General features: G+C 41.1%; 15 protein-coding genes and 4 tRNA genes. 7 read left to right on the top strand and 12 right to left on the bottom strand.

Going from position 1 to position 23350, the window contains the following annotated elements; all coding sequences use genetic code 11:
* Positions 1 to 102: 102 nt before the first annotated feature.
* The 4 genes from ACSSVW_RS17810 (at position 103) to ACSSVW_RS17795 (ending at position 4458) form a co-directional block, all read left to right on the top strand.
* Positions 103 to 178 (top strand) — tRNA-Glu (locus tag ACSSVW_RS17810).
* A gap of 182 nt (positions 179 to 360) precedes the next feature.
* Positions 361 to 436 (top strand) — tRNA-Glu (locus ACSSVW_RS17805).
* A 711-nt stretch (positions 437 to 1147) separates the two neighbouring features.
* The gene (locus tag ACSSVW_RS17800; RefSeq protein WP_454179847.1) at positions 1148 to 2230 is read left to right on the top strand and encodes a sugar ABC transporter substrate-binding protein; all 1083 of its coding nucleotides are present in this window, start codon (positions 1148 to 1150) and stop codon (positions 2228 to 2230) included.
* Positions 2227 to 4458, top strand: a complete 2232-nt coding sequence (locus tag ACSSVW_RS17795; protein ID WP_454179846.1) for an ATP-binding protein — start codon at positions 2227 to 2229, stop codon at positions 4456 to 4458. The genes ACSSVW_RS17800 and ACSSVW_RS17795 overlap by 4 nt, the downstream gene beginning before the upstream one ends.
* 21 nt (positions 4459 to 4479) lie before the next feature.
* On the opposite strand, the gene gloA is transcribed toward ACSSVW_RS17795, so the two are convergent.
* Positions 4480 to 4878 carry a lactoylglutathione lyase gene (gloA, locus tag ACSSVW_RS17790; protein ID WP_036969520.1) on the bottom strand — a complete coding sequence of 133 codons (399 nt, stop codon included), beginning with the start codon at positions 4876 to 4878 and terminating at the stop codon, positions 4480 to 4482.
* A 396-nt stretch (positions 4879 to 5274) separates the two neighbouring features.
* Entirely contained in the window at positions 5275 to 7182 is a 1908-nt protein-coding gene (locus ACSSVW_RS17785; protein ID WP_454179844.1) for an aminotransferase class I/II-fold pyridoxal phosphate-dependent enzyme, read from the bottom strand.
* A gap of 837 nt (positions 7183 to 8019) precedes the next feature.
* Between ACSSVW_RS17785 and ACSSVW_RS17780 the strand changes: the two genes are divergently transcribed.
* On the top strand, positions 8020 to 9555 hold the full coding sequence (locus tag ACSSVW_RS17780) for a S10 family peptidase (RefSeq protein ID WP_454179843.1): 1536 nt from the start codon (positions 8020 to 8022) through the stop codon (positions 9553 to 9555).
* A 178-nt stretch (positions 9556 to 9733) separates the two neighbouring features.
* Here the strand turns inward: ACSSVW_RS17780 and nth are convergent, their stop codons facing one another.
* The 10 genes from nth to ACSSVW_RS17730 form a co-directional block, all read right to left on the bottom strand.
* On the bottom strand, positions 9734 to 10366 hold the full coding sequence (nth, locus tag ACSSVW_RS17775; RefSeq protein ID WP_182396258.1) for an endonuclease III: 633 nt from the start codon (positions 10364 to 10366) through the stop codon (positions 9734 to 9736).
* A gap of 39 nt (positions 10367 to 10405) precedes the next feature.
* Positions 10406 to 11104, bottom strand: a complete 699-nt coding sequence (locus tag ACSSVW_RS17770) for an electron transport complex subunit E (RefSeq protein ID WP_278370314.1) — start codon at positions 11102 to 11104, stop codon at positions 10406 to 10408.
* Entirely contained in the window at positions 11104 to 11739 is a 636-nt protein-coding gene (gene rsxG, locus ACSSVW_RS17765) for an electron transport complex subunit RsxG (RefSeq protein ID WP_074989784.1), read from the bottom strand. The genes ACSSVW_RS17770 and rsxG overlap by 1 nt, the downstream gene beginning before the upstream one ends.
* On the bottom strand, positions 11739 to 12794 hold the full coding sequence (rsxD, locus tag ACSSVW_RS17760) for an electron transport complex subunit RsxD (protein ID WP_454179842.1): 1056 nt from the start codon (positions 12792 to 12794) through the stop codon (positions 11739 to 11741). Before rsxD ends, rsxG begins: the two co-directional genes overlap by 1 nt.
* A complete protein-coding gene (gene rsxC, locus ACSSVW_RS17755; RefSeq protein ID WP_454179841.1) occupies positions 12791 to 15304 on the bottom strand; it encodes an electron transport complex subunit RsxC in 2514 nt (837 codons plus the stop codon). The genes rsxD and rsxC overlap by 4 nt, the downstream gene beginning before the upstream one ends.
* Positions 15305 to 15312: 8 nt before the next feature.
* Entirely contained in the window at positions 15313 to 15867 is a 555-nt protein-coding gene (gene rsxB / locus ACSSVW_RS17750; RefSeq protein WP_036969496.1) for an electron transport complex subunit RsxB, read from the bottom strand.
* A gap of 1 nt (position 15868) precedes the next feature.
* Positions 15869 to 16450 carry an electron transport complex subunit RsxA gene (gene rsxA, locus ACSSVW_RS17745; protein ID WP_036969494.1) on the bottom strand — a complete coding sequence of 194 codons (582 nt, stop codon included), beginning with the start codon at positions 16448 to 16450 and terminating at the stop codon, positions 15869 to 15871.
* Between the two features lie 169 nt (positions 16451 to 16619).
* Positions 16620 to 18563, bottom strand: coding sequence for an EAL domain-containing protein (locus ACSSVW_RS17740; protein WP_036969491.1), 1944 nt, complete (start codon positions 18561 to 18563; stop codon positions 16620 to 16622).
* A gap of 184 nt (positions 18564 to 18747) precedes the next feature.
* Positions 18748 to 18824: transfer RNA gene (locus ACSSVW_RS17735), tRNA-Asn, on the bottom strand.
* A gap of 21 nt (positions 18825 to 18845) precedes the next feature.
* Positions 18846 to 18922: transfer RNA gene (locus tag ACSSVW_RS17730), tRNA-Asn, on the bottom strand.
* 1054 nt (positions 18923 to 19976) lie between these two features.
* On the opposite strand from ACSSVW_RS17730, the gene ACSSVW_RS17725 reads away from it, so the two are divergent.
* Positions 19977 to 21356, top strand: coding sequence for an MATE family efflux transporter (locus tag ACSSVW_RS17725; RefSeq protein WP_075594142.1), 1380 nt, complete (start codon positions 19977 to 19979; stop codon positions 21354 to 21356).
* On the top strand, positions 21353 to 23347 hold the full coding sequence (uvrB, locus tag ACSSVW_RS17720; RefSeq protein WP_036969486.1) for an excinuclease ABC subunit UvrB: 1995 nt from the start codon (positions 21353 to 21355) through the stop codon (positions 23345 to 23347). The genes ACSSVW_RS17725 and uvrB overlap by 4 nt, the downstream gene beginning before the upstream one ends.
* The last annotated feature ends 3 nt before the right edge of the window (positions 23348 to 23350 follow it).

Here is a 23350-nt window from a genome sequence, read left to right as displayed (position 1 = left end):
GGACGCCACTTACTTTAACCGTGTTAAAGAGGGTGTTGTGTTATTAAACAGCTCGCCTGAATCGAGTTTAACTATTCAGTTGTCCTAGTGACACATTCTTGTGTCCCCATCGTCTAGAGGCCTAGGACACCGCCCTTTCACGGCGGTAACAGGGGTTCGAATCCCCTTGGGGACGCCACTTACTTTAACCGTGTTAAAGAGGGTGTTGTGTTATTAAACAGCTCGCCTGAATCGAGTTTAACTATTCAGTTGTCCTAGTGACACAGAAACTTTCTGTTTAAGCTAAGGCCATTCGCCTCACAGGCTCGGTCTCATCTTACGCAGAAATAGCAAATCAGTGATTTGCAAACAAATTTCTGCGTCCCCATCGTCTAGAGGCCTAGGACACCGCCCTTTCACGGCGGTAACAGGGGTTCGAATCCCCTTGGGGACGCCATTTAATTGCGTAATTTATATTTATTACACAGTGAATACCATAAGATTCAATTCAAAAATTCCTATTTATACATCCCATACTTATCTTATAAAAATCAATTATCTACGCTATTTAATTTCGACTTTTCTCTGATATTTTTAAAAATCACAGTACAGATCTTTACTTCTCACTGCGACAGACCGTTTTAATCTATTTCTAATGCTTCCTGCGACACATCATTTATGTCTAATTTGAGGCATTGTTTTTAAAAGGTGTGACGTTAACGAGTATGAGTGGAGACCTTATACCAATCCGCAAAAATACTTAATCATTTTGAGTGATCAAACCAGTCGCTACCTGCGTTAAAAATTTCTGATTTACGACTGCATGGATGCAGGAGGTAGAGCAATGCAGGAGCAATTGCCGAGAACAACTAAATAACTAAATTTTTGCCTTGTTATCAACGCGGTTTTATTGCCTCAAAATAGACCTCTTAATTAAGCGGAATGGTATTATTTGGTTAATTTGTTTTGCAATTGTTGGTTTAGTGATCACAACGTTGAGATGTAAGAAAACCCCTGATTAAGCTAGGCAATTGTAAACAAGTGTGCTTAACTAAATTTATAATTTTCTGTTTATTAAGTAGATACGAGCGTGTGGCGAGTATTTGGGTTGGTAGTGCTGTTGGCAATGTTCCCGTGTTATGCCACGACAATTAAGCTGGCCTATACAATGAAGCATGATAACTTCAATCAACTGTTAAGTGAGCTGGCTGAGCAAACAGAATTAACGGTTGATTCTGTGTTGGTTGACCAAAAAGCGTTAAAAGTACGGCTTGTTCAAGCCAATAGTGCGACAACCACCGATGCCGTAATTTTTCCTGCTGACCATCTGGGTTTGAACAAATACGCTAATTTTAGTGTTATTCCCGAATCACTGATAGCTGAAACAACAGATAAACGCACTTTAGATACAACAAGAGTGAATGGTCAATTACTCGGCATTCCCATTATTCAAGGTAATCATTTACTGCTTTTTTATAACACTCGGTACGTAAAGAAAAAAATAAATGACTGGCAGGATATTATTAAACTAAAACCTATGCTGCCTGAACAGGTGAAACTAATCACTTGGAGTTTTATGGAAATGTATTGGTTTATTCCATTTTTAAGCGCATTTGAAGGCGACCTGATTGTTGATGACAAAGTACTGTTGAATACATCTGCAATGCAATTAGCTCTGCGATATGTATGGGATTTAAATCAGCAAGGTATCGTGGACAGAGAGTGTGATTACAGCTGTTCACATGCCGCATTTCAAAACCAACAGGCTGCATTTATTATAAACGGTGCTTGGGCCCTCAATACTTACAAAGAAGCACTGGGGGAGCAGTTGGCCGTACAACCACTACCAAAACTGAATGGTCACTTCATGCAGCCGTACTACTCAACGTTTGTTTTAGCTTTTCCGAATAATAGTTTACAGGGCCCTAATAAAGACAATTTAATTAAGTTTGCAAAGGCTGTGCAACATGCACCATTTCAGCATTTAATTTGGCAAAAACTTCACGATATCCCAGTGAACACGCAAGTTTTAACGCAGCTTTTAGAGCAAAACGATGATACGTTACTTACCTTGCTTGCTGCTTTGCAACACACCAAACCAATGCCATCATCGGCTACGATGATAATTGCATGGGAAGTGTTAACAAAAGGCTTTTCTCGTTATGGCAGTGGTGCGCTGACTGCCGAACAAGCAGGTTTATTTATGCAGGGACTCGCAGAGCGCTCAATTGCGAATGAAGAGGTGCAATGAACAGCCCACGGTTTAGCCAAGCATTATTCGCAAGTGTATTATTGCTAGTTATTATTCCGCTTTTGGTGCTGGCAGGCTTGATGATCGGGCGTTTTTATTTAAACTCGATTGAACAAGCTAAAACAAGCTTACAATGGCAGGCAAGAAATAACGCGGCAAGCTTGGAACAACTGATCTTCAAATTAGAAAAAAATAGTCAGTTATTAAGTAGTACAAAAGCGATAGCTGAGCTTCCAGATACCGTGGTGTATTCGCAATTTGCATTGGTTCAATTACAGCAATTTGTAACAGATAACCCACAAATAATTGCATCAATTGTTTTAGATAATCAAGGCTTTATTGTTGAAGGTTACCCAATAACATCGTTAACGCTAAATTACGCACTAACAAAAAGTATTCTCGATAGTGCGCAGACCTCGAACAATCAAAATAGCATTCAAGTAATTAATAAGCCGCAGTTGAATGAATTGCTCTTTCAAACAGAAGCCAAACAAAATGCATTAATAGCAATTACTTCAACGCTGTTACATGAGCAAGACTCGTTAAGTGAACCAATCCGAAAAACGGGGTTATTAGTGTCGTTCATTCCGTTATCTGAAGCATTAAAGTGGCTTGCTGTTCACAATGAGCAGCCTACTTACCAATCAGGTAAACAAGTACAAATTACCGTGCAAGATCATGTTTTATACAGTTTAGGGGTCGTAGAAAGCACGGCGTTACTAACAGGAAGTGCGTCGATTAGTAATGTGCTGTTTAATAATGAACGAACAGCATTACACTTTAGAATTAATGAAGCTGAAACTGCATATACCAATGCGGTAAAGGAAACAGCGATAGCTGGAGGCTTGTTAATTATAGGCCTTTCAGTTGTGTCATTGTTTTTGGTTCATTGGTTAACGCAACGTTTGCATAATCCACTTAATCGTATTACTGCACTGAGTCGGGAGTTTGCATGTGGTAACTACAAAAAAATAACCGATGATTTCCATTATCAAGAGTTTAAAGATATAGCTCAGTCACTCAATAGCATGGCTGAAACAATTGATATTCAGATCACTTCTTTACAGCTAGAGAAGGTTAGGGCGGAGCATTCTGAGCAAGTTAAAAGCCAGTTTTTAGCAAATATGAGCCATGAAATTAGAACACCAATGAATGGGATCGTTGGTTTTTTACAGTTGTTGAAAAAAAGCCAATTAAATCCAGAACAAGCTGATTTTGTGAGACAAATTAATAACTGCAGCGATGTGTTACTCACAGTGATTAATGACATACTCGACTTTTCAAAAATTGAAGCAAATAAAATAGAACTCGATACGCGAGAATGCAATTTAATCGCGCTATGCCAAGATCTCATTGTGTTATTTAAACCCAGCTGCGATGCTAAGGGGATTGCTTGCCAACTTAATATTAATCAACTCAAAGCAGTCAACGTCGAGTGTGATGAAATTCGCGTTAAGCAAGTGCTCATAAACCTGCTGTCAAACGCGATTAAATTCACAAAAGAAGGGGAAATTACTCTATCAATTAATGTCCTTGACAAAGATGCTCACACGACAACAGTTGAATTTACTGTGACTGATACAGGTATTGGTATAGCAGAAGATAAATTAACCGCTTTGTTTAACCCCTTTGTACAAGCGCAAAGTAATATCATGCGTGAATATGGCGGCACAGGTTTAGGGCTTGCCATAAGTAAAGGCTTAGTGGATTTAATGGGCGGTGAAATTGCGCTTAAAAGTGAGCTTGGTGAAGGCACTACATTTACTATTATGGTGAGTTTTAAAACCCACTCACACGTGCTTAGCAAAGCAAAAACAAGTCAACTCGACACGGCGATAACGGTCGACTTTTCAAGCATAAAAACACCGTTGTTAGTCGCAGAAGATAACCCAATTAACCAAATTGTTATTACGAAATACTTATCGCAATTAGGTTTGAGCTATGAACTTGCTGAAAATGGCCAAATAGCCTGTGATAAGGCATCAATGAATAACTACGCGTTAATTTTAATGGATATTCAAATGCCTGTGATGGATGGTTTAACAGCCAGTAAAACACTGCTGAAGCAAGAAGGATTTAATACACCCATTATCGCGGTAAGTGCGAATGCAATGAGAGAAGATATCGAAAAAAGTATGGAAATAGGTATACACGATCACATTGCGAAGCCAATCGATTTCACAGAGCTTGAACGGGCGCTTGCAAAGTGGCTATTTCAGTCAATTTAATGACTGAAATAGCCAAAACAATTAAAATTGACTGTAGTCTTTTTTCTGAATTAGCTCAATTGCATAACCATCAGGGTCTTTAACAAAAGCGATTTCAGTGGTGCCGCCCTTTACTGGGCCTGGCTCACGGCTCACATTACCGCCTGCGGCTTTAATATCTTCGCAGGCTTTATAAATGTCATCAAACTCAATTGCAATGTGGCCATACGCATTGCCTAAGTCGTAGCTGTCAGTATCCCAGTTATAGGTGAGCTCGAGTACGGTAGCGTCTTTTTCTTCACCGTAACCAACAAAAGCAAGTGTGTAACGGTATTCTTCATTATCTGCACGACGCAGTTCTTTCATGCCTAATACTTGCGTGTAAAATTCGATAGATTTGTCTAAATCAGCAACGCGAAGCATTGTGTGTAATAAACGCATTTTAAGCATCCTCTGTCTTGTCTTTAAATTCGCATAATTTTAATACCCATCCGCAATAATACTTAATCATTTTGAGTGATAAAATAGACCACTTAATAAAGCACAATGGTATAAAAACGCTGCTTTTTGTAACAGCGCAGCGCATTAAAATTATAAAAGTATGATTATAAGTTATTTTGATGGGCAACACAGTATTATTACGACCGATAAATGGGAGAACAAAGGCGTTTAAACTTTATCTAAAAGAGCAATCTTAAAATGAGTTTTAGCTATTTAGTCACTAAATTAAGTACGAGAACGTGAGGTGGTGATGTGTATTCGCAACGAGCCTATTCAGCAATACCGTGTGGCATTGCTGAATAGTTATAAGGTACTTGACGGTATTAATAGTCTTTTTTACTTTTTCACCTTACCTTTAAGAACATAGATCTCGCCATCAAAACTCCCTTGAATCGTCAGTCCTTGTCCTGCTAATTCTTTTAGATATTCTATATGCTCATCAGTGATATGCTGGCCTGGCACTAAAAGTGGAATACCAGGCGGGTAAGGAGTCACTAATCCGGCACAAATGCGGTTGTTACTCTTACTAATAGGCACAGACTCGCGTTCGCCGTAAAACGCATCGCTTGGAATACATGCTAAGTCTATGGCTGGTAAGTTCTCTGGTAAGCGTGTACGTCTCATTGATGTAGCCAGTTTTACTTTTCCGCTGTCTAGTTTCTTTAATGCATTGTAAAGACGAATGATCTTTGAACGCGTTCCGCCAAGTGTCAGTAAAACCAATATTGTACTGTGCGTGTATTTTTCTATTTCTAGGCCAATTTCATCTAATAGGAATTTATGAATATCCTTTAATGAATAAGGCAATTCGCTAATATCAATAAGAATCTTTAGTGGATCGTGACCCATCTTATCGCCACTAAAATGCGGGAAAATTTCCATAAAATCTTCTTTTCCAAGTACTTTTATATACTTGAGTGACGCCATCTGTTGCTTGAACTCTGCGACATGATTCAACAAGGCATTCAGTAGCTTATAGCCTTCCATCTCTAGTTGTTTTTGGCACACATCAAGCGAGGCAATAAGTTGATACTTAGGTGATGTACTGGCGTAAATACTGTAGATCTCGCGGAAGAAATCGGCGTCGAAATCAGGATCGTTTACGTGAATATAAGACGCCTGAGAAAACGCCGACACGACTTTATGTGCAGAGTGGGTTACATAGTCAGCGCCCGCATGAATGGCAGAGTAGTAGCGTAAACTTGGGTGAAAAAGCGAGTACGCAAACCACGCTTCGTCGATAAACACTTTAATCCCATGTTGATGGGCAAACTCAACCACTTGTTTCAAGTCACTAAGAAGACCATCGTAGGTACAACCGGTGAGAACAAGCAGTTTTGCGTCAGTATTTTGTTCAATCGCTTGCTTGATATCTGCTAATGAGGGGGGCGCGAAGATGCCATATTTAGGGTTTAAAATACTCGACAAATAAATGGGTAAACTAGCTGATTGCAAAATGCCATAATGTACTGATTTATGACAATTGCGATCGATGATCACTTTATCGCCTTTACGCAGCAACGTTTGCAAAATAATTTTATTCGAGGTGGATGAACCGTTGGTGACAAAATAAGTATGCTTAACTTCAAATGTCGCAGCAGCTGACTCTTGTGAGCGGCCAATGGTATTGGTGCTGTCTGACAATGAACCAAGCGAATCAACAGAAACCGACAGGTCGCCAACAAATACATTACGGCCATAAAACTGATAAAAATCTTTGATGTAGGGAGAATTTCTAAAGCTAGAACCACCGCTGTGCCCGGGTGTGTGCCATGAATCATTCGCTTCGCCGACATAACGACGGTAGGCTGTCCAAAATGGGGTTTCTGATCTGTCATCAAAGTCGTTGATCATATAACCTAAGATTGCTTCGGGGTCCGAAATTACTTCATCTTTAAAGAAGAAAGATTCAATTTCTTCTGACTCGTTAACGATCTCTAACCCTTTAGTATCGTCGCCAATAACATACACTGGCAGCTCGAGACGGATCCCTTTTAACTGCTCTATAAAGCGACTATAGGTTCGTTCGCTATTGTTCAGTACATCCCAACTGAGTACCACAGCTTGAATATCACCATCTTCTTCTACACATGTTAATGCCTGCTTGAGCTCATTACACTCAATAATATCGATATCAACATCACTACGCTCAAAATTAGGGATTGTTCGTGCAAGGTTCGTTGACAGCTCTTGCAAAGTGGCAGGGTCTTGCTCAATTAACAAGATACGAAGTAAAGGTAACATAGCAATTCTCATAAAAATTTTCACAATACTCAACAGCATAACGAAAGGATGGTGGCTTGTGAAATTAATACTTTGATTATTGTGCTATTAGTTTCGAGTCTTTTGAGATGACAGTTTGTGCAATTTCATGTTTTTAATTCGAGTACAAGTTGGAATCACTCACAATCATTCGATACTAGTAATACCTTAGCAAGGAAAGTGTTTTATGTATTAGCAAACAGAATAGTGAGTTTGAACACATATATTTTATTTTCTGGCGAGATTGCTGTAATTATACAACTAAACGCAGACAACTTATATCGTCGCACTTGAGTTAGGAAGGCAGAAAAATATATTTTCCTTAGAGGGGGCTTAATTATACCTAATTCGAAAATTAAGCTTATTAAGAGTAGGGAGCAGAAAATGAAGTGGATGTATTATTTGATTTGTGTACTTTTCGTTGGAAATATTGCATCAAATCGTATTTGAGAAGGGGACGGGACCAAAAGGTGTGGTTTTTCATCCTGATGATCGTACTTTGTTTTTGTTTGCTTATGAAAAAAATAAGGTGCTTGTAATTGATATAGTCTCTGGCAAAACGTTATTTGAACTGCCCACAGGAAATGGACCCGATGGCATAGGGTATTCACCACAGAGGCTACCCTGAGTGAGCAACACGATAATGCAACTTTTTACATCATTGCCAAGTGTAAACAGAGGGGACTTACACGCTTCTAAGTTTGACTCGTGGGAGGATGACTGCCTAATTGAAAAATGCTCAGCGATAAAGAACGAGTGACAAAAGCACTCCCACTCGATACAGATAAAAACAAAAGTAAACAACCAAGAGAGTAAAGAATGGCGTATTTTAAAAATTTCAAAACAGTGGTCATATTTACATTAAGCGCGTTGAGTATAAATGTGGCATATGCAGAGGAAGTATCAGCTTCAAACAACAGTAAGAAACTGATACCAGAAGCCACTCAATTTGTTACACAGCACAAAGGCACCTTTAATGGCAAAAAACTGAAATACAAAGTTGTAGCCGGTGAAACTTATTTATTGAACAAAGACGAAGGACCTACCGCCTCTGTCTTTTCATTTGATTACATTGTCGCAGACGACAAAGAGAACAGACCGGTTACGTTTATATGGAATGGTGGCCCTGGTTCATCTTCTAATTGGTTACACATGGGCGCTTACGGGCCTAAACGCGTTGTTGTGCCAAGCGACGCAGCGCATCCAGGGGCTGCTCCATATGAATTAAAAGATGCGCCAGAAACGATTCTCGATGTGACTGATATGGTGTTTGTTGATCCCGTTGGCACAGGGTACTCTCGCGCATTAGGTGAAACTGAAAGCAAAGCCTTTTGGGGGTTGAATGAAGACACATCCGCCATTGCTGATTTTATCGCGCAGTGGCTGACGAAAGAAAATCGCTGGAACGCGCCAATATTTTTATTAGGAGAAAGCTATGGTACGACTAGAGCGGCAGCTGTTTCTAAAGTGCTCATGGACAAACATCTTATTAATGTAAATGGCATCATTTTTGTGTCCCAAGCTTTGGATTACCAAGGCTCAAGCCCTTATGTAGACGACAATATTATATCTTACATTACTTACATACCAACATTAGCTGCGACAGCTTGGTACCATAAAAAAGTTGATACATCAGGAAGTTTTGAAGCGTTTATTGATGCGAGTCGACAATTTGCCGTTGATGAATTGCTGCCCGCATTATTTAAAGGTAATACCATTAGCACAGCTGAAAGAGCGCGAATTGTTGAGGGATTACAACGTTATACAGGCCTTAGCAAACAATACATAGAGCGGACTGATTTGCGCATCAACGCGTTTAGATTTGCTAAAGAGTTGTTGCGTGACGAGGGCGTCGCCGTTGGGTTGCTCGATGGACGTTATAAGCTTGATGAAAGAGACGACCTATCCGCTGATCCTACGCAAGATGCGTCGAAAGCCATAGCACCGGCCTACAAAGCAGCACTCATGAAATATATGCACACGGATTTAAACGTACAGTGGAAAAGAAAATACTTAAATCCATCTGACCCTGAATTATCTGATAATTGGCGCTGGCGTACGGCTCCTGATGGACAAAGCTGGGAGCCAAAATACGTGAATACTGCGCCAGATTTATCGTATGCCCTTCGCAGTAATCCACAGATGAAAGTTATGGTTGCCTCTGGGTATTACGATATGGTCACACCATTTTTTGATGCTGAATACACCTTAAACAGACACGGTATAAACGCTGATAAAATTGATTACTACTATTATCACGGTGGTCACATGATGTATGTTCACGAACCAGCAAGAGTGTCGCTTTTAAAAGATACGCGAGACTTTATTAAAAAACAGTTGAGCCAAAACCCTTAATAATAGGCCTAGCTAATTGTGTCAAAGCCTGTGTTTGGCACAATTAGCGAATGAACTCAGGATGGAAAATAGCAGTGGTGAGTTTGCAATACTGATAGATTCTCACAAATTAGCGATTATATTGACACATTAGCGACATTATCCGCGACCACTTTTTAAGTTAGCAAAGCAAACTTTATTACTCTGTTTTATCCTTAAACTCACATAAGTCTTCGATAATACAGCTGCCGCATTTTGGTTTACGTGCAGTACACACGTAGCGCCCATGAAGTATTAACCAGTGGTGTACATCGACTTTAAATTCTTTAGGTACGACTTTTTCTAGTTTTTGCTCAACTGCAACGACGTCTTTACCCATGGCAAACTTAGTGCGGTTAGAAACACGGAAAATATGCGTGTCTACGGCAATGGTAGGCCAGCCAAAAGCGGTATTTAAAACAACGTTAGCCGTTTTTCTACCCACGCCCGGTAGGGCTTCAAGGGCTTCGCGGTTTTCTGGTACTTCAGCGTTGTGTTTATTGACCAGAATTTCACACATTTTATAGACATTATTGGCTTTAGAATTAAACAAACCAATTGTTTTTATGTAATCACGCAGGCCTTCAAGACCTAAATCAAGAATAGCTTGGGGCGTGTTTGCGACAGGAAAAAGCTTACGGGTCGCTTTATTTACACCAACATCCGTTGCTTGAGCTGATAGGGTAACCGCAACCAACAACTCGAAAGGGCTTGAGTATTCAAGCTCAGTTTCTGGGTGAGGGTTTTCTGCGCGGAGGCGAGACAGGATCTCGTAGCGTTTTTCTTTATTCATGGTGAGTGTTAAGCACGCAGTGACGGTGCGTGCTCTCCTTTAAGTTAAACTCGTTACTCGGGCTCGAGGGCCTTTTTCTACTTCTGGAGTAACAACTTGCTTAGATTTTATTTGTGTATCAATCACATTCTTTGCCGCAATCAATAATCCAAGCCCTAAAAAAGCGCCCGGAGGTAAAATTGCTAATAAGAACTGATTGTCAAAGCTAAAGACTTCAATGCGCAGTGCTTCTGCCCATGGTCCAAGTAATAAGTCGGCACCATCAAACAGCGTGCCTTGACCTATTAATTCTCGAATAGCGCCAAGCACAACAAGCACCAGCATAAAGCCAAGTCCCATCATTAAGCCATCGAATGCAGAAAGAGGCACGGTATTTTTAGAGGCAAATGCCTCTGCTCGGCCAATAATTGCGCAGTTGGTGACAATCAGTGGAATAAAAATACCTAATGATTGATACAGACCAAATGTGTAGGCATTCATAAGCAGCTGAACGATGGTAACAAACCCTGCAATGATCATCACAAAAACGGGAATACGTATATCTTTCGGCACCCAGTTACGCACAATAGAGACAGTGATGTTTGAACCAACCAATACCAGTAAGGTTGCTAAACCAAGGCCTAACGCATTTGTAATGGTTGATGTTACGGCCAGCAGAGGACACAAGCCCAGTAATTGCACAAGGGCGGGGTTGTTTGCCCACATACCCTCTTTAAATAAGGTTTTGATTTCGCTCATTACTGTGCTCCTTGGCATGAATTTGGCGCAGCAAATAGGTTATCAAACTCAGCTTTTGCGAACAGCACCGCATTTTTGACTGAGCCAACGACCGCTCGAGGGGTAATTGTTGCCCCAGTAAACTGATCAAACTGACCGCCATCTTTTTTAACGGCCCAACGTGTGTCATCGTCACCTAGCACATTTTGGCCTTTAAAGAGGGTGATCCAATCCGATTTTTTTATTTCGACTTTATCGCCGAGACCGGGCGTTTCTTCGTGCTTTGTGACGCGCACGCCAGCAATGTCGCCATTAGCAAATACGGCTGTTAGTAAGTTGATATCGCCGCTGTAGCCACTAGGTGTGACATGGCGCATCACTAAAGCATAGGGTTCGTCATTTTTGTAAGCACGGTAAATAACCTGATCAGGACGAGGTCCTAAACGTTCATCTGTAATGATCACACAATCTTTATATAGTTGATTGTCATAGTGATGGGCATCAAGCACTTGCTGTAATTGCTCTGCAAGTTGCTTTTTTTCTTGCTCGCTTATACGCTCAGCCGTCAGGCTATGTGTCAGTGCAACAGCCCCTGTGGTAAGCAGTGCAAAAACAGTAAGAATGCCACCATTTTTAGTCATTGAGGAAAGGATCATTATTTCACTCCATGGCCGTAAGTACGTGGTTGTGTATAGTAATCAATTAACGGCACAGCCATATTTAATAACAAAACACTAAATGCCACCGCATCTGGATAACCACCAAAGGTACGAATTAAGTAAATAAGTAAACCAATTAAGGCACCGTAAATTATGCGGCCCTTATTGGTGGTTGATGCCGAAACAGGATCAGTCGCGATAAAAAATGCACCTAACATGGTTGCACCACTGAATAGATGAAATACCACGCCTGGCTCTGTGCCTGGCGCTGCAATATAACCAATACCACTGCACAGTATAAGAGATGCTAAAAAGCCGACAGGAATATGCCAGTTTATTATCTTTGCTTTTAATAAGTATAAACCACCTAATAAGAAACCAAAGTTTACCCAGCCCCAGCCAAGTCCAAACCAATCATTAAACAGTGGTTTGCTCATACTTTCTGACACTGTTAGGTGGTGAGCCACATCGGTTTTAACCGTATCTAAAGGGGTTGCCATTGTTGTGCCATCAATTGCAACACGCAGCTGATCAACACTAAATCCAGCAGAGGTAAAGCCGTTAAAAATAACGGATAGTTGTTGTGTAAAGCTAATTGGGTTTGCGAGCAGTTCGTTTACTGGCAGCCAGCTTGTCATTTGCACAGGAAATGACACAAGCAATAATACATATGCCGCCATTGCAGGGTTAAACAAGTTAAAACCAAGCCCGCCATAAAGTTGTTTAACAATGACAATAGCAAATAGGCAACCAATTACGATAATCCACCATGGGGCAAGAGGTGGGATACTAAGCGCCAATAGCACAGCTGTAAGCCAAGCACTACCATCACTTAATGTTGGCCATACTTTGCGTTTACGAAGTAACAGAACAGCGGCTTCACAGGCACTGACAGTCAGTAACGCGAGCACAAGCTGAATTAATACCGCAGTGCCAAAAAAGTAAACTTGGGCTATTAAACCTGGAATACACGCAGCAATCACGGTGATCATTAAGCGGCTTAATGATTTGGTACTATGATTATGCGGCGAACTGGCCATGGTTAGTTTCATGACTTATCGGTTCCTTCTTGTTGTAACTTTTTAGCTTTAGCGCGAGCAATTGCACGTGCAATCGCCGCTTTCTTTTTGTCTTCGCTTGATTCAGGCGTGTTATCTATTTGCTGTGCTTCAGATTCATCTGTACTTGAATCATCAGAGTGAGCGTCAGTACCGTGGGTGTCTGCGCTTTCGCTTTCGTTTTTTGTTTGTTGCTCAGCGTGCTCTTTCGCTGCTTTTTTCGCTTTTGCACGGGCAACTGCCGCTGCTACGGCCGCTTTTTTATCGTCAACGGCTGCAGGCTCTGCATCGGTTGCGTTCTCAGCTTCAGTGGCTTGCGCTGCTTTTTTCGCTTTTGCACGGGCAACTGCCGCTGCTACGGCCGCTTTTTTATCATCAACGGCTGCAGGCTCTGCATCGGTTGCGTTATCAGCTTCAGTGGCTTGTGCCGCTTTTTTTGCTTTAGCACGGGCAATCGCCGCTGCAACAGCCGCTTTTTTATCGTCAACGGCTGCAGACTCTGCATCGGTTGCGTTCTCAGCTTCAGTGGCTTGCGCTGCTTTTTTCGCTTTAGCACGGGCAATCGCCGCCGCTACGGCCGCTTTTTTATCGTCAACGGCTGCAGGCTCTGCATCGGTTGCGTTATCAGCTTCAGTGGCTTGCGCTGCTTTTTTCGCTTTAGCACGGGCAATCGCCGCCGCTACGGCCGCTTTTTTATCGTCAACGGCTACAGGCTCAGCATTGGTTGCGTTATCAGCTTCTGTGGCTTGTGCTGCTTTTTTCGCTTTAGCACGGGCAATAGCCGCTGCAACAGCTGACTTCTTATCGTCTTTATCGACGGTTTCTTCACTTTGCTCTAGCGCTTTTTGCTCTTTGTACTTACGCGCTTGCTCTTTACGTGCAGCACGTTCTTTAGCTACTTCAGAATTATCTGGTTCCAGTTCTGCACCTTGTTTTTTCGCTTTGGCACGAGCAATTGCGGCTGCAACAGCTGATTTACTGTCTTTATCGTCAGATTTTGGTTTAACACGGGCGAGGGCATCGGCCACTTTTTGTTTTTCATCGCTCGACTTCGTCGCGGGCTTGCGTTTATGACGGTTTTGTCGCTCTTCTTGCTCGCGCTCTAAACGCTCTTTGCGTGCTTCAAAGCGCTCTCTGGCGCGCTCAGCTTTTATTTGTTCTGCTTGTTGCTCTTTGATTTCGGCTTTAGCAACTCGGTAGTATTGCACAAGTGGAATTTCACTCGGGCAGACATAGGCGCAGGCTCCACATTCGATGCAATCGAATAGGTTATGCTCATTTAACTTGTCGTATTCTTTTGACTTAGCAAACCACTGCAGCTGTTGGGGTAATAGCGAAGCAGGGCAGGCATCAGCACAGGCACTACAACGAATACAGGCTTTTTCGTCTCCTGGTTCAGCCAGCTCTTGATGATCAGGGGCTAAAATACAGTTTGTGGTTTTTACAATGCCGATTCTTACCGTTGGTAAGGTAAAGCCCATCATAGGGCCGCCCATGACAACTCGTTGTTGTGGCACCGGTGAAAAGCCTTGGCAATCTAGTAAGTGTTTTATTTCAGTGCCAAGTAACGCCCATACATTTCCTTGTTTATGGATTGTATTGCCAGTCACTGTGACCACGCGTTCAATTAATGGCTTGCCTTCATAAACCGCTTGGTTAATTGCAAACAGGGTGCCTACATTGTGCACTAACATACCAATGTCAGCAGGAATATTGCCGCTAGGTACTTCTTTGCCTGTAAGCAATTTTATCAATTGTTTTTCACCGCCAGAAGGATAAACAGTAGGGACAGTTTGAACAATGATAGATTCATTATGTTTTGCTGCTTGTTGCATTGCTGCAATAGCTTCTGGCTTATTATCTTCAATACCTATGATTGTCAGTGTTGGGTTGAGCAAGTGCTGCATTAACTCAATACCGGCGATAATTCCGTGTGCATGTTCACGCATTAACATGTCGTCTGCAGTGATGTATGGCTCACACTCAACGGCATTTACAATTAAAAATTCAATGCTTTTTCGCGTATCTGCTTTTACGTAAGTGGGAAAACCAGCTCCCCCCATCCCTGCAATACCTGATTGATGAATAATATCGACTAGCTCATCATGTGAGAGTGCTTTAGGGTCATCAACAGGGTTTAGTTCACACCATGTATCTTTGCCATCTGGTTCAATAATGACGCTGAGCTCAGGCAACGCTGATGGATGCGCAGATGGCATCGGGCAGATATCAGTGATCACACCAGAAGTAGGCGCATGTACAGGTACTGACCAGTTACCGCTAGGTTTTGTTAACGCTTGACCTTTAAGAACTGATTGGCCTTTTACTACGATTAATTTGCCGTTGGCACCAATATGTTGTTTTAGTGACACAACTAATTTATCTGGCAGCTCTAGTCGCTCAATTGCACGTGATGTTGATTGTTGCTTTTGTCCAGGTGGATGAATCCCCCCAGCGAATGGCCAGACTTTACCTTGTTTGATTTGTTCTATTAACGTTTCCATCTGCGCTCCTAATCTACCTGAGTCACAGGGATTGCATTTAATTGCCATTTCCAAGTTTGTTTGGTTTCTTTTACAGGCAGCATATCAATACAGTCAACTGGGCAAGGTTCAACACATAAATCACAGCCAGTGCATTCGTCAATGAGTACGGTATGCATTTGACGGGTCGCACCAACAATGGCATCAACAGGGCAGGCTTGGATACATTTAGTACAGCCAATACATTCGTCTTCTCGAATGTATGCAACGGTTTTTACTGGCTCTGCTTGTTCGCCGCCAGCAAGAGGTTTTGCTTCAACCCCCATTAAATCTGCCAGTTTTTTTACCGTGGCTTCGCCGCCCGGCGGGCATTTATTTATTTCGTCACCATTCGCTATCGCCTCTGCGTAAGGGCGACAACCAGGGTAGCCACATTGTCCACATTGAGTTTGTGGCAATATGGTGTCAATTTGATCAACGATAGGGTTGCTTTCTACCCGAAAACGTACGGCAGCAAATCCTAAAATCAAACCAAATATTAGCGCTAATGAACCTAGCGCAATTAAGGCATAAAACAAGGTCATATTAAAACTTCACTAATCCTGTAAAACCCATAAAGGCCATCGACATCAGACCTGCGGTGATCATCGCAATCGATGCACCTTTAAATGGTGAAGGAACGTCTGCAACAGCTAAACGTTCGCGTAATGCGGCAAAAAGAATTAACACCATTGAAAAACCAACTGCTGCGCCAAAACCATACACGGCTGATTGTAAGAATGAATGGTCTTCTTTGATATTAAGAAGGGCAACACCTAACACTGCACAGTTTGTTGTGATCAGGGGCAAGAATATACCGAGCAAACGATACAAAGTTGGACTGGTTTTTCTAACAACCATCTCAGTAAATTGCACAACGACAGCAATCACCAAAATAAAGCTCATGGTGCGTAAAAATGCGATATCGAGTGGAATCAAAATATAGTGATTCACCAGATAGCTGGTAACAGAGGCGAGTGTTAGCACAAAGGTTGTCGCTAAAGACATACCAATAGCAGTGTCGAGTTTACCTGATACACCCATAAACGGGCATAAACCTAAAAACTGAACTAAAACGAAGTTGTTGACTAGTACGGTACCAATCAGTAACAAGACATACTCTGTCATGCGTGCCTCACGAGAATAAAAACAACGTCATTATCCTTTTTTCTGGAGGCTGACACAACACATGCGAGGCGATTAGCTTAAATTAACAAAGCTGTTTGTATTTGAAGTGTTAAAGTTACGTTAAAGACCTGATAAACAGTCGGTTTATTAGGTCTTATTGGCGTAGATCTTAGATGTCTTTTGGTTTTTCTATGTAATAACCCTGCACGCCATCTAAGCAAAGGGTTTCGATAATGTGTTTCTCTTCCTGGCTCTCTACACCTTCGGCAAAAACATTAACCCCAATCCGGTGAGCAAGATCTACCATCAAGCGCATAAAATATTGATTGTTTTTATCATCTTCAAGGCCGCGGGTATAGCTTGCATCCATTTTAATAAAGTCAGGCTTCAAGTCTCTGAAGAATTTAAATGAAGTTAAGCCTACACCAAAGCGTTCAACAGTCACACGCGCACCGACACGATGAACCATATCAATAAAACGCTTACTTGCTTTTATATTTTGCTGAAGACCAAATTCGCTGACTTCAAAAATTAATTTAGTGGCAATATTGTTATCTTTTAACAAACGGCGTTCTAACCAAATAAGAAACTGATCATTATGCGCACTGGATGCTGTGACATTTATACCAAAAAACTTTTGTGAGAAGTTGCGTGTCTTCACTTTTTCAAGGGTGGTGTCGATTATTAATCGATCAATTTCCATTGCCATACCGAGTTTTTCGGCCATCGCTAAAAAAGACGCCGTAGGAAGCATTTGATTTTCGGCTGTTTTAAAGCGCACTTGAATTTCGGCATAGGCTTTGATGCTTTTACCAATTGGCATGATATTTTGCATAACTAAGTGAACACGCTTTGACTCGATCACTTCGTTTATCACTTTGCGCCAGTTTTGATTACCAAAGCCAGCACTCACATTGTTTACTAAATCTGTTTCGCGTTGAACATGCCATGCATTTGCTTGCTTAGATTGTGCCATGCTCATAGCGTTATCAACAATCGACAGTAGTTCGCCTAAAGGTTTGCCTTTTTCGTACCCAACTATGCCTGTATTTGCTACTGAACTTAATTCTTGGTTCTGCTGATACTGCGTAAAACGCGATTGTAAGTTATCACCGAATCGTTCAGCTTCTTTTAGGGGAGTATTAGGTAAAATAACAGCAAAGTCTGAACTGTTTACCCGAAATACTTGGCTATTGGTGTAAGTACCACTGATATGTTTAATAATATCGGCAACACCTTTTACGTATTCATCGCCTTTTTGATAACCGCGAGTTTGGTTTATTGCTTGTAGCTCACTACAACGCACCATAGCTAAAGAGCCAAAGGTGCTTTTATCGGCATTTTCGATGTTTTTCTCGTAGTATTCGACGAACATATTACGATTACCAAGATTTGTAATGACATCTTTATACGCTTCTTGCTTAATGCTCATTGCATTGTTTTCAATATCATCATGCTTGGTTTGTAAAAAGTGCGAAAGACGATTGAAAGTAGGTATTAAATCTTTACTAAGCTTTTTCAAGCGTGTTGTGTCCATTGCTTGTTCAAGATCGCCATTAACCTGATTTTGATTGATATAGATATCGATGATATCTGCAATGGTGGTGCTCACTTTTCGGTTTAAGCGTCTGAACATGCTTTGCATATATATAATAGGCAACAAAGCAATTAAGCCTGAGACTAAAATGACAATAAACATGGACTGTTGTAGCAGGTTTGCCAGATTGTTTGCGTTGATTGTGAATTCAACTTTTATGTCAGAAGCTTGGTTAACAGCAAATTGTGGGCGAATCGAATTAAAGCTCGTATTTACAATATCTGCAAAGAGGGGCAGGGGCTGTGGCGATTCAACCATGGTAACGAGGTTACCTGCTTGATCTCGTATTATAAATTTAGAGAAAGTAGTGCCGTCGGCAAGCGCTTTTTGTATTTTTTCAGGCGCAAGCTCGTCCATCGTTAAACTATTTATGTAAGTATTCACTACGAATTGCGCTTTTTTCTGAGCATCGCTAACTGCGTTGTCAAACCCCAGTGCTATAAAATACCCACCGAGCAATGCAAATAGTAGCCAAGAAATAAGTTGAACAAATATTAGTTTTTTAAAGCCTGCCATGTTTTTTATCTTATAAAAGCCTGAAAGGAAGAATCAATTCCCTGATTGATTGCTTTAAGTACAGTGAATTCTATTTAAATAGCAAAAAAGAAATAACTCAGGATAGATTAGAATATATAAGGCAGAAAGTCTAATAGATTCGCAGAATGTGAAAGATGATAAAAGTCTAATATATTCTGGAAGTTGGCTCCCCCTCCCCGACTCGAACGGGGGACCTGCGGATTAACAGTCCGTCGCTCTAACCAACTGAGCTAAGGGGGAAACGTTTATGGTCGAAAAACTTGGCTCCCCCTCCCCGACTCGAACGGGGGACCTGCGGATTAACAGTCCGTCGCTCTAACCAACTGAGCTAAGGGGGAAGCGTCATGCCTTTCAACGGGGCGAAATATTAATGACAGCATTGCAAAGTGTCAACATAAAAACTTCATAAATTCAAAAAAGAAGTGTATTCGATGTTTTTATGTTCGATCTGAACAAAATGTAGCTGAAAAACACAGATGTTTTCGCGGTTAAAGTAAAATTTCATGTTGGATCATGTGATTTTTTGCATGCTTTTTGACCACGAGCAATATTATAAATTAGTCAAAAGTATTCGTTGTATAGAATTTTGGCTTATAAGAGAGGAAATTGTCATTTATCTCAGATTTTATTCTCGCTATAAAAATTTAATCTAATCATTTTTATTTGCGCATTAAATTCTTCCATTTTAGAGGTCTCAAATCGGTCTGTCGGTTGAGAAAAAACGTTAAATACGGCATTAATTGATCCTGAATTGTGAATGCAAAGACAGATAAGAGAGTGGTTTAAGTGTTTTTTATCAGTGTGTTAGGCTGTTTTTTAGCCACTTTATTTTGAATTGTCATATTTATTTGCAGGGTGAGTGTGAACAATAATTAGGCATTCTTTAAAAGAATCTAACAAAAGGGTTAAAACAAGACACTTGCTTGATTTTCATAGGTTGCGATAAATACTGAGCTCAAAAGCCTTTATAATTGCGGCTTTCAGAGAGTTATCCACGGTTTCTGTGGATAACTCTGTTTATTAAACTTTAAGAACAGCTATGGCGCTAGAATTTTAGGGCGCTGCAGCAATTTCAAGCATTTAATCATATTTTTTTTACTTATTTAAAATCAATCAGTTAAGTTTTGTATCTGAAGCGACGCTGAATTGATAAGTAATGTTATTCGTGACGATAAAATGACACAGTTTGTTGTGTAAAAAAGCAGCGGTCACTGCCATTTTATTGTAACAATGCTATTAATGATGTTCTTATTTTGTTTTTTAACGATGTTCGTGGTTGTTTTTATGTTAAAGCCTCAAAAGTGACAGTTTTCTTTGTTTAAAATTAACCGTGGCTTGCAAGGCGAGGATGCTTTAAACTTATCAGCTCAGTAAAAGAGGCAAAGTATTCCCATGACCGTGACGTCGCAGAGCAAATCTAAACCTGATCTTTTAAACTCTCCAATCCTGCCAACGTTGAAAAAAATGACTATCCCTATGATCTTCGGGATGATCACCTTAATGATGTTTAACCTAGTTGATACTTTCTTTATTAGTCTACTTGGTACCGAACCCCTAGCAGCAGTGAGCTTTACTTTTCCTGTAACCTTTACGGTTATTAGTCTTGCCATTGGCCTCGGTATTGGCACTTCAGCGGTAATTGCGAAAGCATTAGGGAGTGACAAATTAGATGAAGCTCGGTTTGATGCCAGTATTGCTTTACTCATTTCTGTGGTTTTGGTGTTTTGCTTGTCTGTTGTTGGGTATGTATTTATTACCCCTATTTTTGAATTGTTGGGAGCTGGGCAGCAAGTACTTCCGCTAATACACGACTATATGAGTGTGTGGTTTTTAGGCAGTGTATTTTTGATTACCCCGATGGTTGGTAATTCTGTTTTGCGCGCAAGTGGCGATACAAAAACGCCGAGTTTAGTAATGGGGGGAGCGGGTCTCATTAATGCCGTGTTAGATCCGATTTTAATTTTTGGTTTGGGCCCAATACCGGCATTGGGTATTCAAGGCGCTGCCATTGCCAGTGTAATTGCATGGTCTTTCGCGGTGGTGATTATTCTTTATATACTGGCAATTAAAAATGGTTTGTTGAGCTTGTACGCTGGCCAACAAACGATTATTGGAGCAATAAGAAAAATTTTAAAAATAGGTTTACCTGCAGCAGGGGCGAACATGTTGACACCCATTGCAATGGCTGTGATGACGGCGTTAGTGGCTAAGCATGGCCCTGAAGCCGTCGCTGCATTTGGTGTGGGTAGCCGAATTGAGTCAATAGCCAGTTTAGTGGTTTTAGCATTGTCGATGACATTGCCACCGTTTGTTAGTCAAAACTTCGGAGCCGGAAAGTTAGGCCGTGTAAAAGAAGCGTATATTACTACGTTGAAGTTTGTGATGATTTGGCAATTCGGCATTTATTTACTGTTGCTTTTGACCTCTAGTTTTATTGCGCATGTCTTTGGTAAAGAGCAGGCGGTTATTGATGTCATTAAACTTTTCATTTATATCTTGCCATTAAGTTACGGTTTGCAAGGCGTGATAATTCTCTCTAACTCTTCATTTAATGCTCTACATAAGCCAATGAATGCGCTGATTTTAAGTATCATTCGTTTATTTGTCTTTTATGTGCCAATTGCTTATGTCGGGAGTGAAATTGCAGGGTTAACAGGCTTGTTTATAGGCGCAGCTGTGGGTAATTTGTTTACGGCTTTTGTGGCTTATAAGTGGTTTATAAAAGAAGTAAATGCATTAAGCACAACGGCGATGAAGGAGTGTCATTTATGAGTGATCATTTTCAACTGGTTTCAAAATTTAAACCAAGTGGTGACCAACCCACGGCCATTGCTCAATTATCTGAGGGCCTTGAAGCAGGGCTTGCTCATCAAACATTATTAGGTGCTACAGGGACGGGTAAAACCTTTACCATGGCAAATATAATCCATGATCTAAATCGGCCAACGATTATCATGGCGCATAATAAGACGCTTGCAGCGCAGTTATATGGAGAGATGAAAGAGTTTTTCCCTCATAATGCGGTTGAATATTTCGTGTCATATTATGATTACTATCAGCCTGAAGCGTATGTTGTTGCCAGTGACACATTTATAGAAAAAGATGCCTCTATTAACGAGCATATTGAGCAAATGCGCTTAAGTGCAACCAAAGCGTTACTTGAACGCCGTGACACAATTATTGTTGCATCTGTTTCGGCTATTTACGGTTTGGGCGATCCTGACTCATACATGAAGATGATGTTGTTACTTAAAGTAGGCGAAACAGTCGACCAGCGTGATATGCTTCGTCGCTTAGCCGAGTTGCAATATACGCGTAATGACATTGAATTTAGTCGTGGTACGTACCGTGTGCGCGGTGAAGTGGTTGATATTTTCCCTGCTGAGTCAGATACATACGCGGTGCGTGTGGAAATGTTTGATGATGAAATTGAGCGTTTAAGTATCTTTGATCCATTAACAGGGGCTGTTGAAAAGCACATTGTGCGCGCGACTATTTACCCAAAAACACACTATGTGACACCCCGTGAGAAAATTCTTGATGCGATTGAAAATATTAAGGTTGAGTTAAAAGATCGCAGAGCCCAGTTGCTTAGCGCAAATAAACTTGTCGAAGAGCAACGTATTGCACAGCGAACACAATACGATATAGAAATGATGACCGAGCTTGGTTATTGCTCTGGTATTGAGAACTACAGCCGTTATTTATCAGGGCGTACTCCGGGCGATCCGCCGCCTACATTGCTTGACTATTTACCTGATGATGCCTTGATGATCATCGATGAGTCGCATGTGACCGTATCGCAAATTGGTGCAATGTACAAAGGTGACCGTAGTCGAAAAGAGAACTTAGTTGAATATGGATTTCGTCTTCCTTCGGCATTGGATAATCGGCCACTTCGATTTGAAGAGTTCGAAGCAATTGCACCGCAAACGATTTATGTATCGGCAACGCCAGGCGAATTTGAGCTAACGCGCTCAGCAGGTGAAGTGGCTGAACAAGTTATTCGTCCTACAGGCTTAGTAGACCCTGAAATTGAAGTGCGCCCTGTGGGTACTCAGGTTGATGACTTATTGTCTGAGATTTACAAACGAGTTGAGGTAAATGAGCGTGTCTTAGTGACGACCTTAACAAAACGTATGGCAGAAGACTTAACGGATTACTTAAATGATCATGATGTAAAAGTTCGTTATTTGCATTCTGACATCGATACTGTTGAGCGAGTTGAGATTATTCGTGATTTGCGCGCTGGTGTTTTCGATGTGTTAGTGGGTATTAACTTATTACGAGAAGGCCTTGATATGCCAGAGGTTTCACTCGTAGCGATACTCGATGCTGATAAAGAAGGCTTTTTACGTTCGACGCGTTCTTTATTACAAACAATAGGGCGTGCTGCTCGTCATTTAAATGGTAAAGCGATTCTGTACGGTGATCGTATAACGAATTCAATGCGTCAGGCTATTGATGAAACTGATCGTCGTCGTGAAAAACAGCAAGCTCATAACGCAGAACATGGAATTGTACCGCAAGCGTTAGTGAAAAGTATCACGGATATTATGGATGTTGGTGAAGAGGCTGGCCCTAAAGATAACCTTCGATTGGTCCGTAAAGAATCTAAAAAAGTGTTAAGCGCTAAAGAGATTGCCAGTCAAATTAAAGCACTGGAGACTAAAATGCACGCGTACGCAAGTGATCTGGAGTTTGAGAAAGCAGCCTCAGTGCGTGACGAAATACATGAATTACAACAACAGCTAATAAATTAAGTA

This window comes from Pseudoalteromonas sp. MBR-15 (assembly GCF_053628915.1).
Note: the sequence above shows the minus strand (reverse complement) of the source record. Positions and strands in the feature narration are given on the sequence as shown.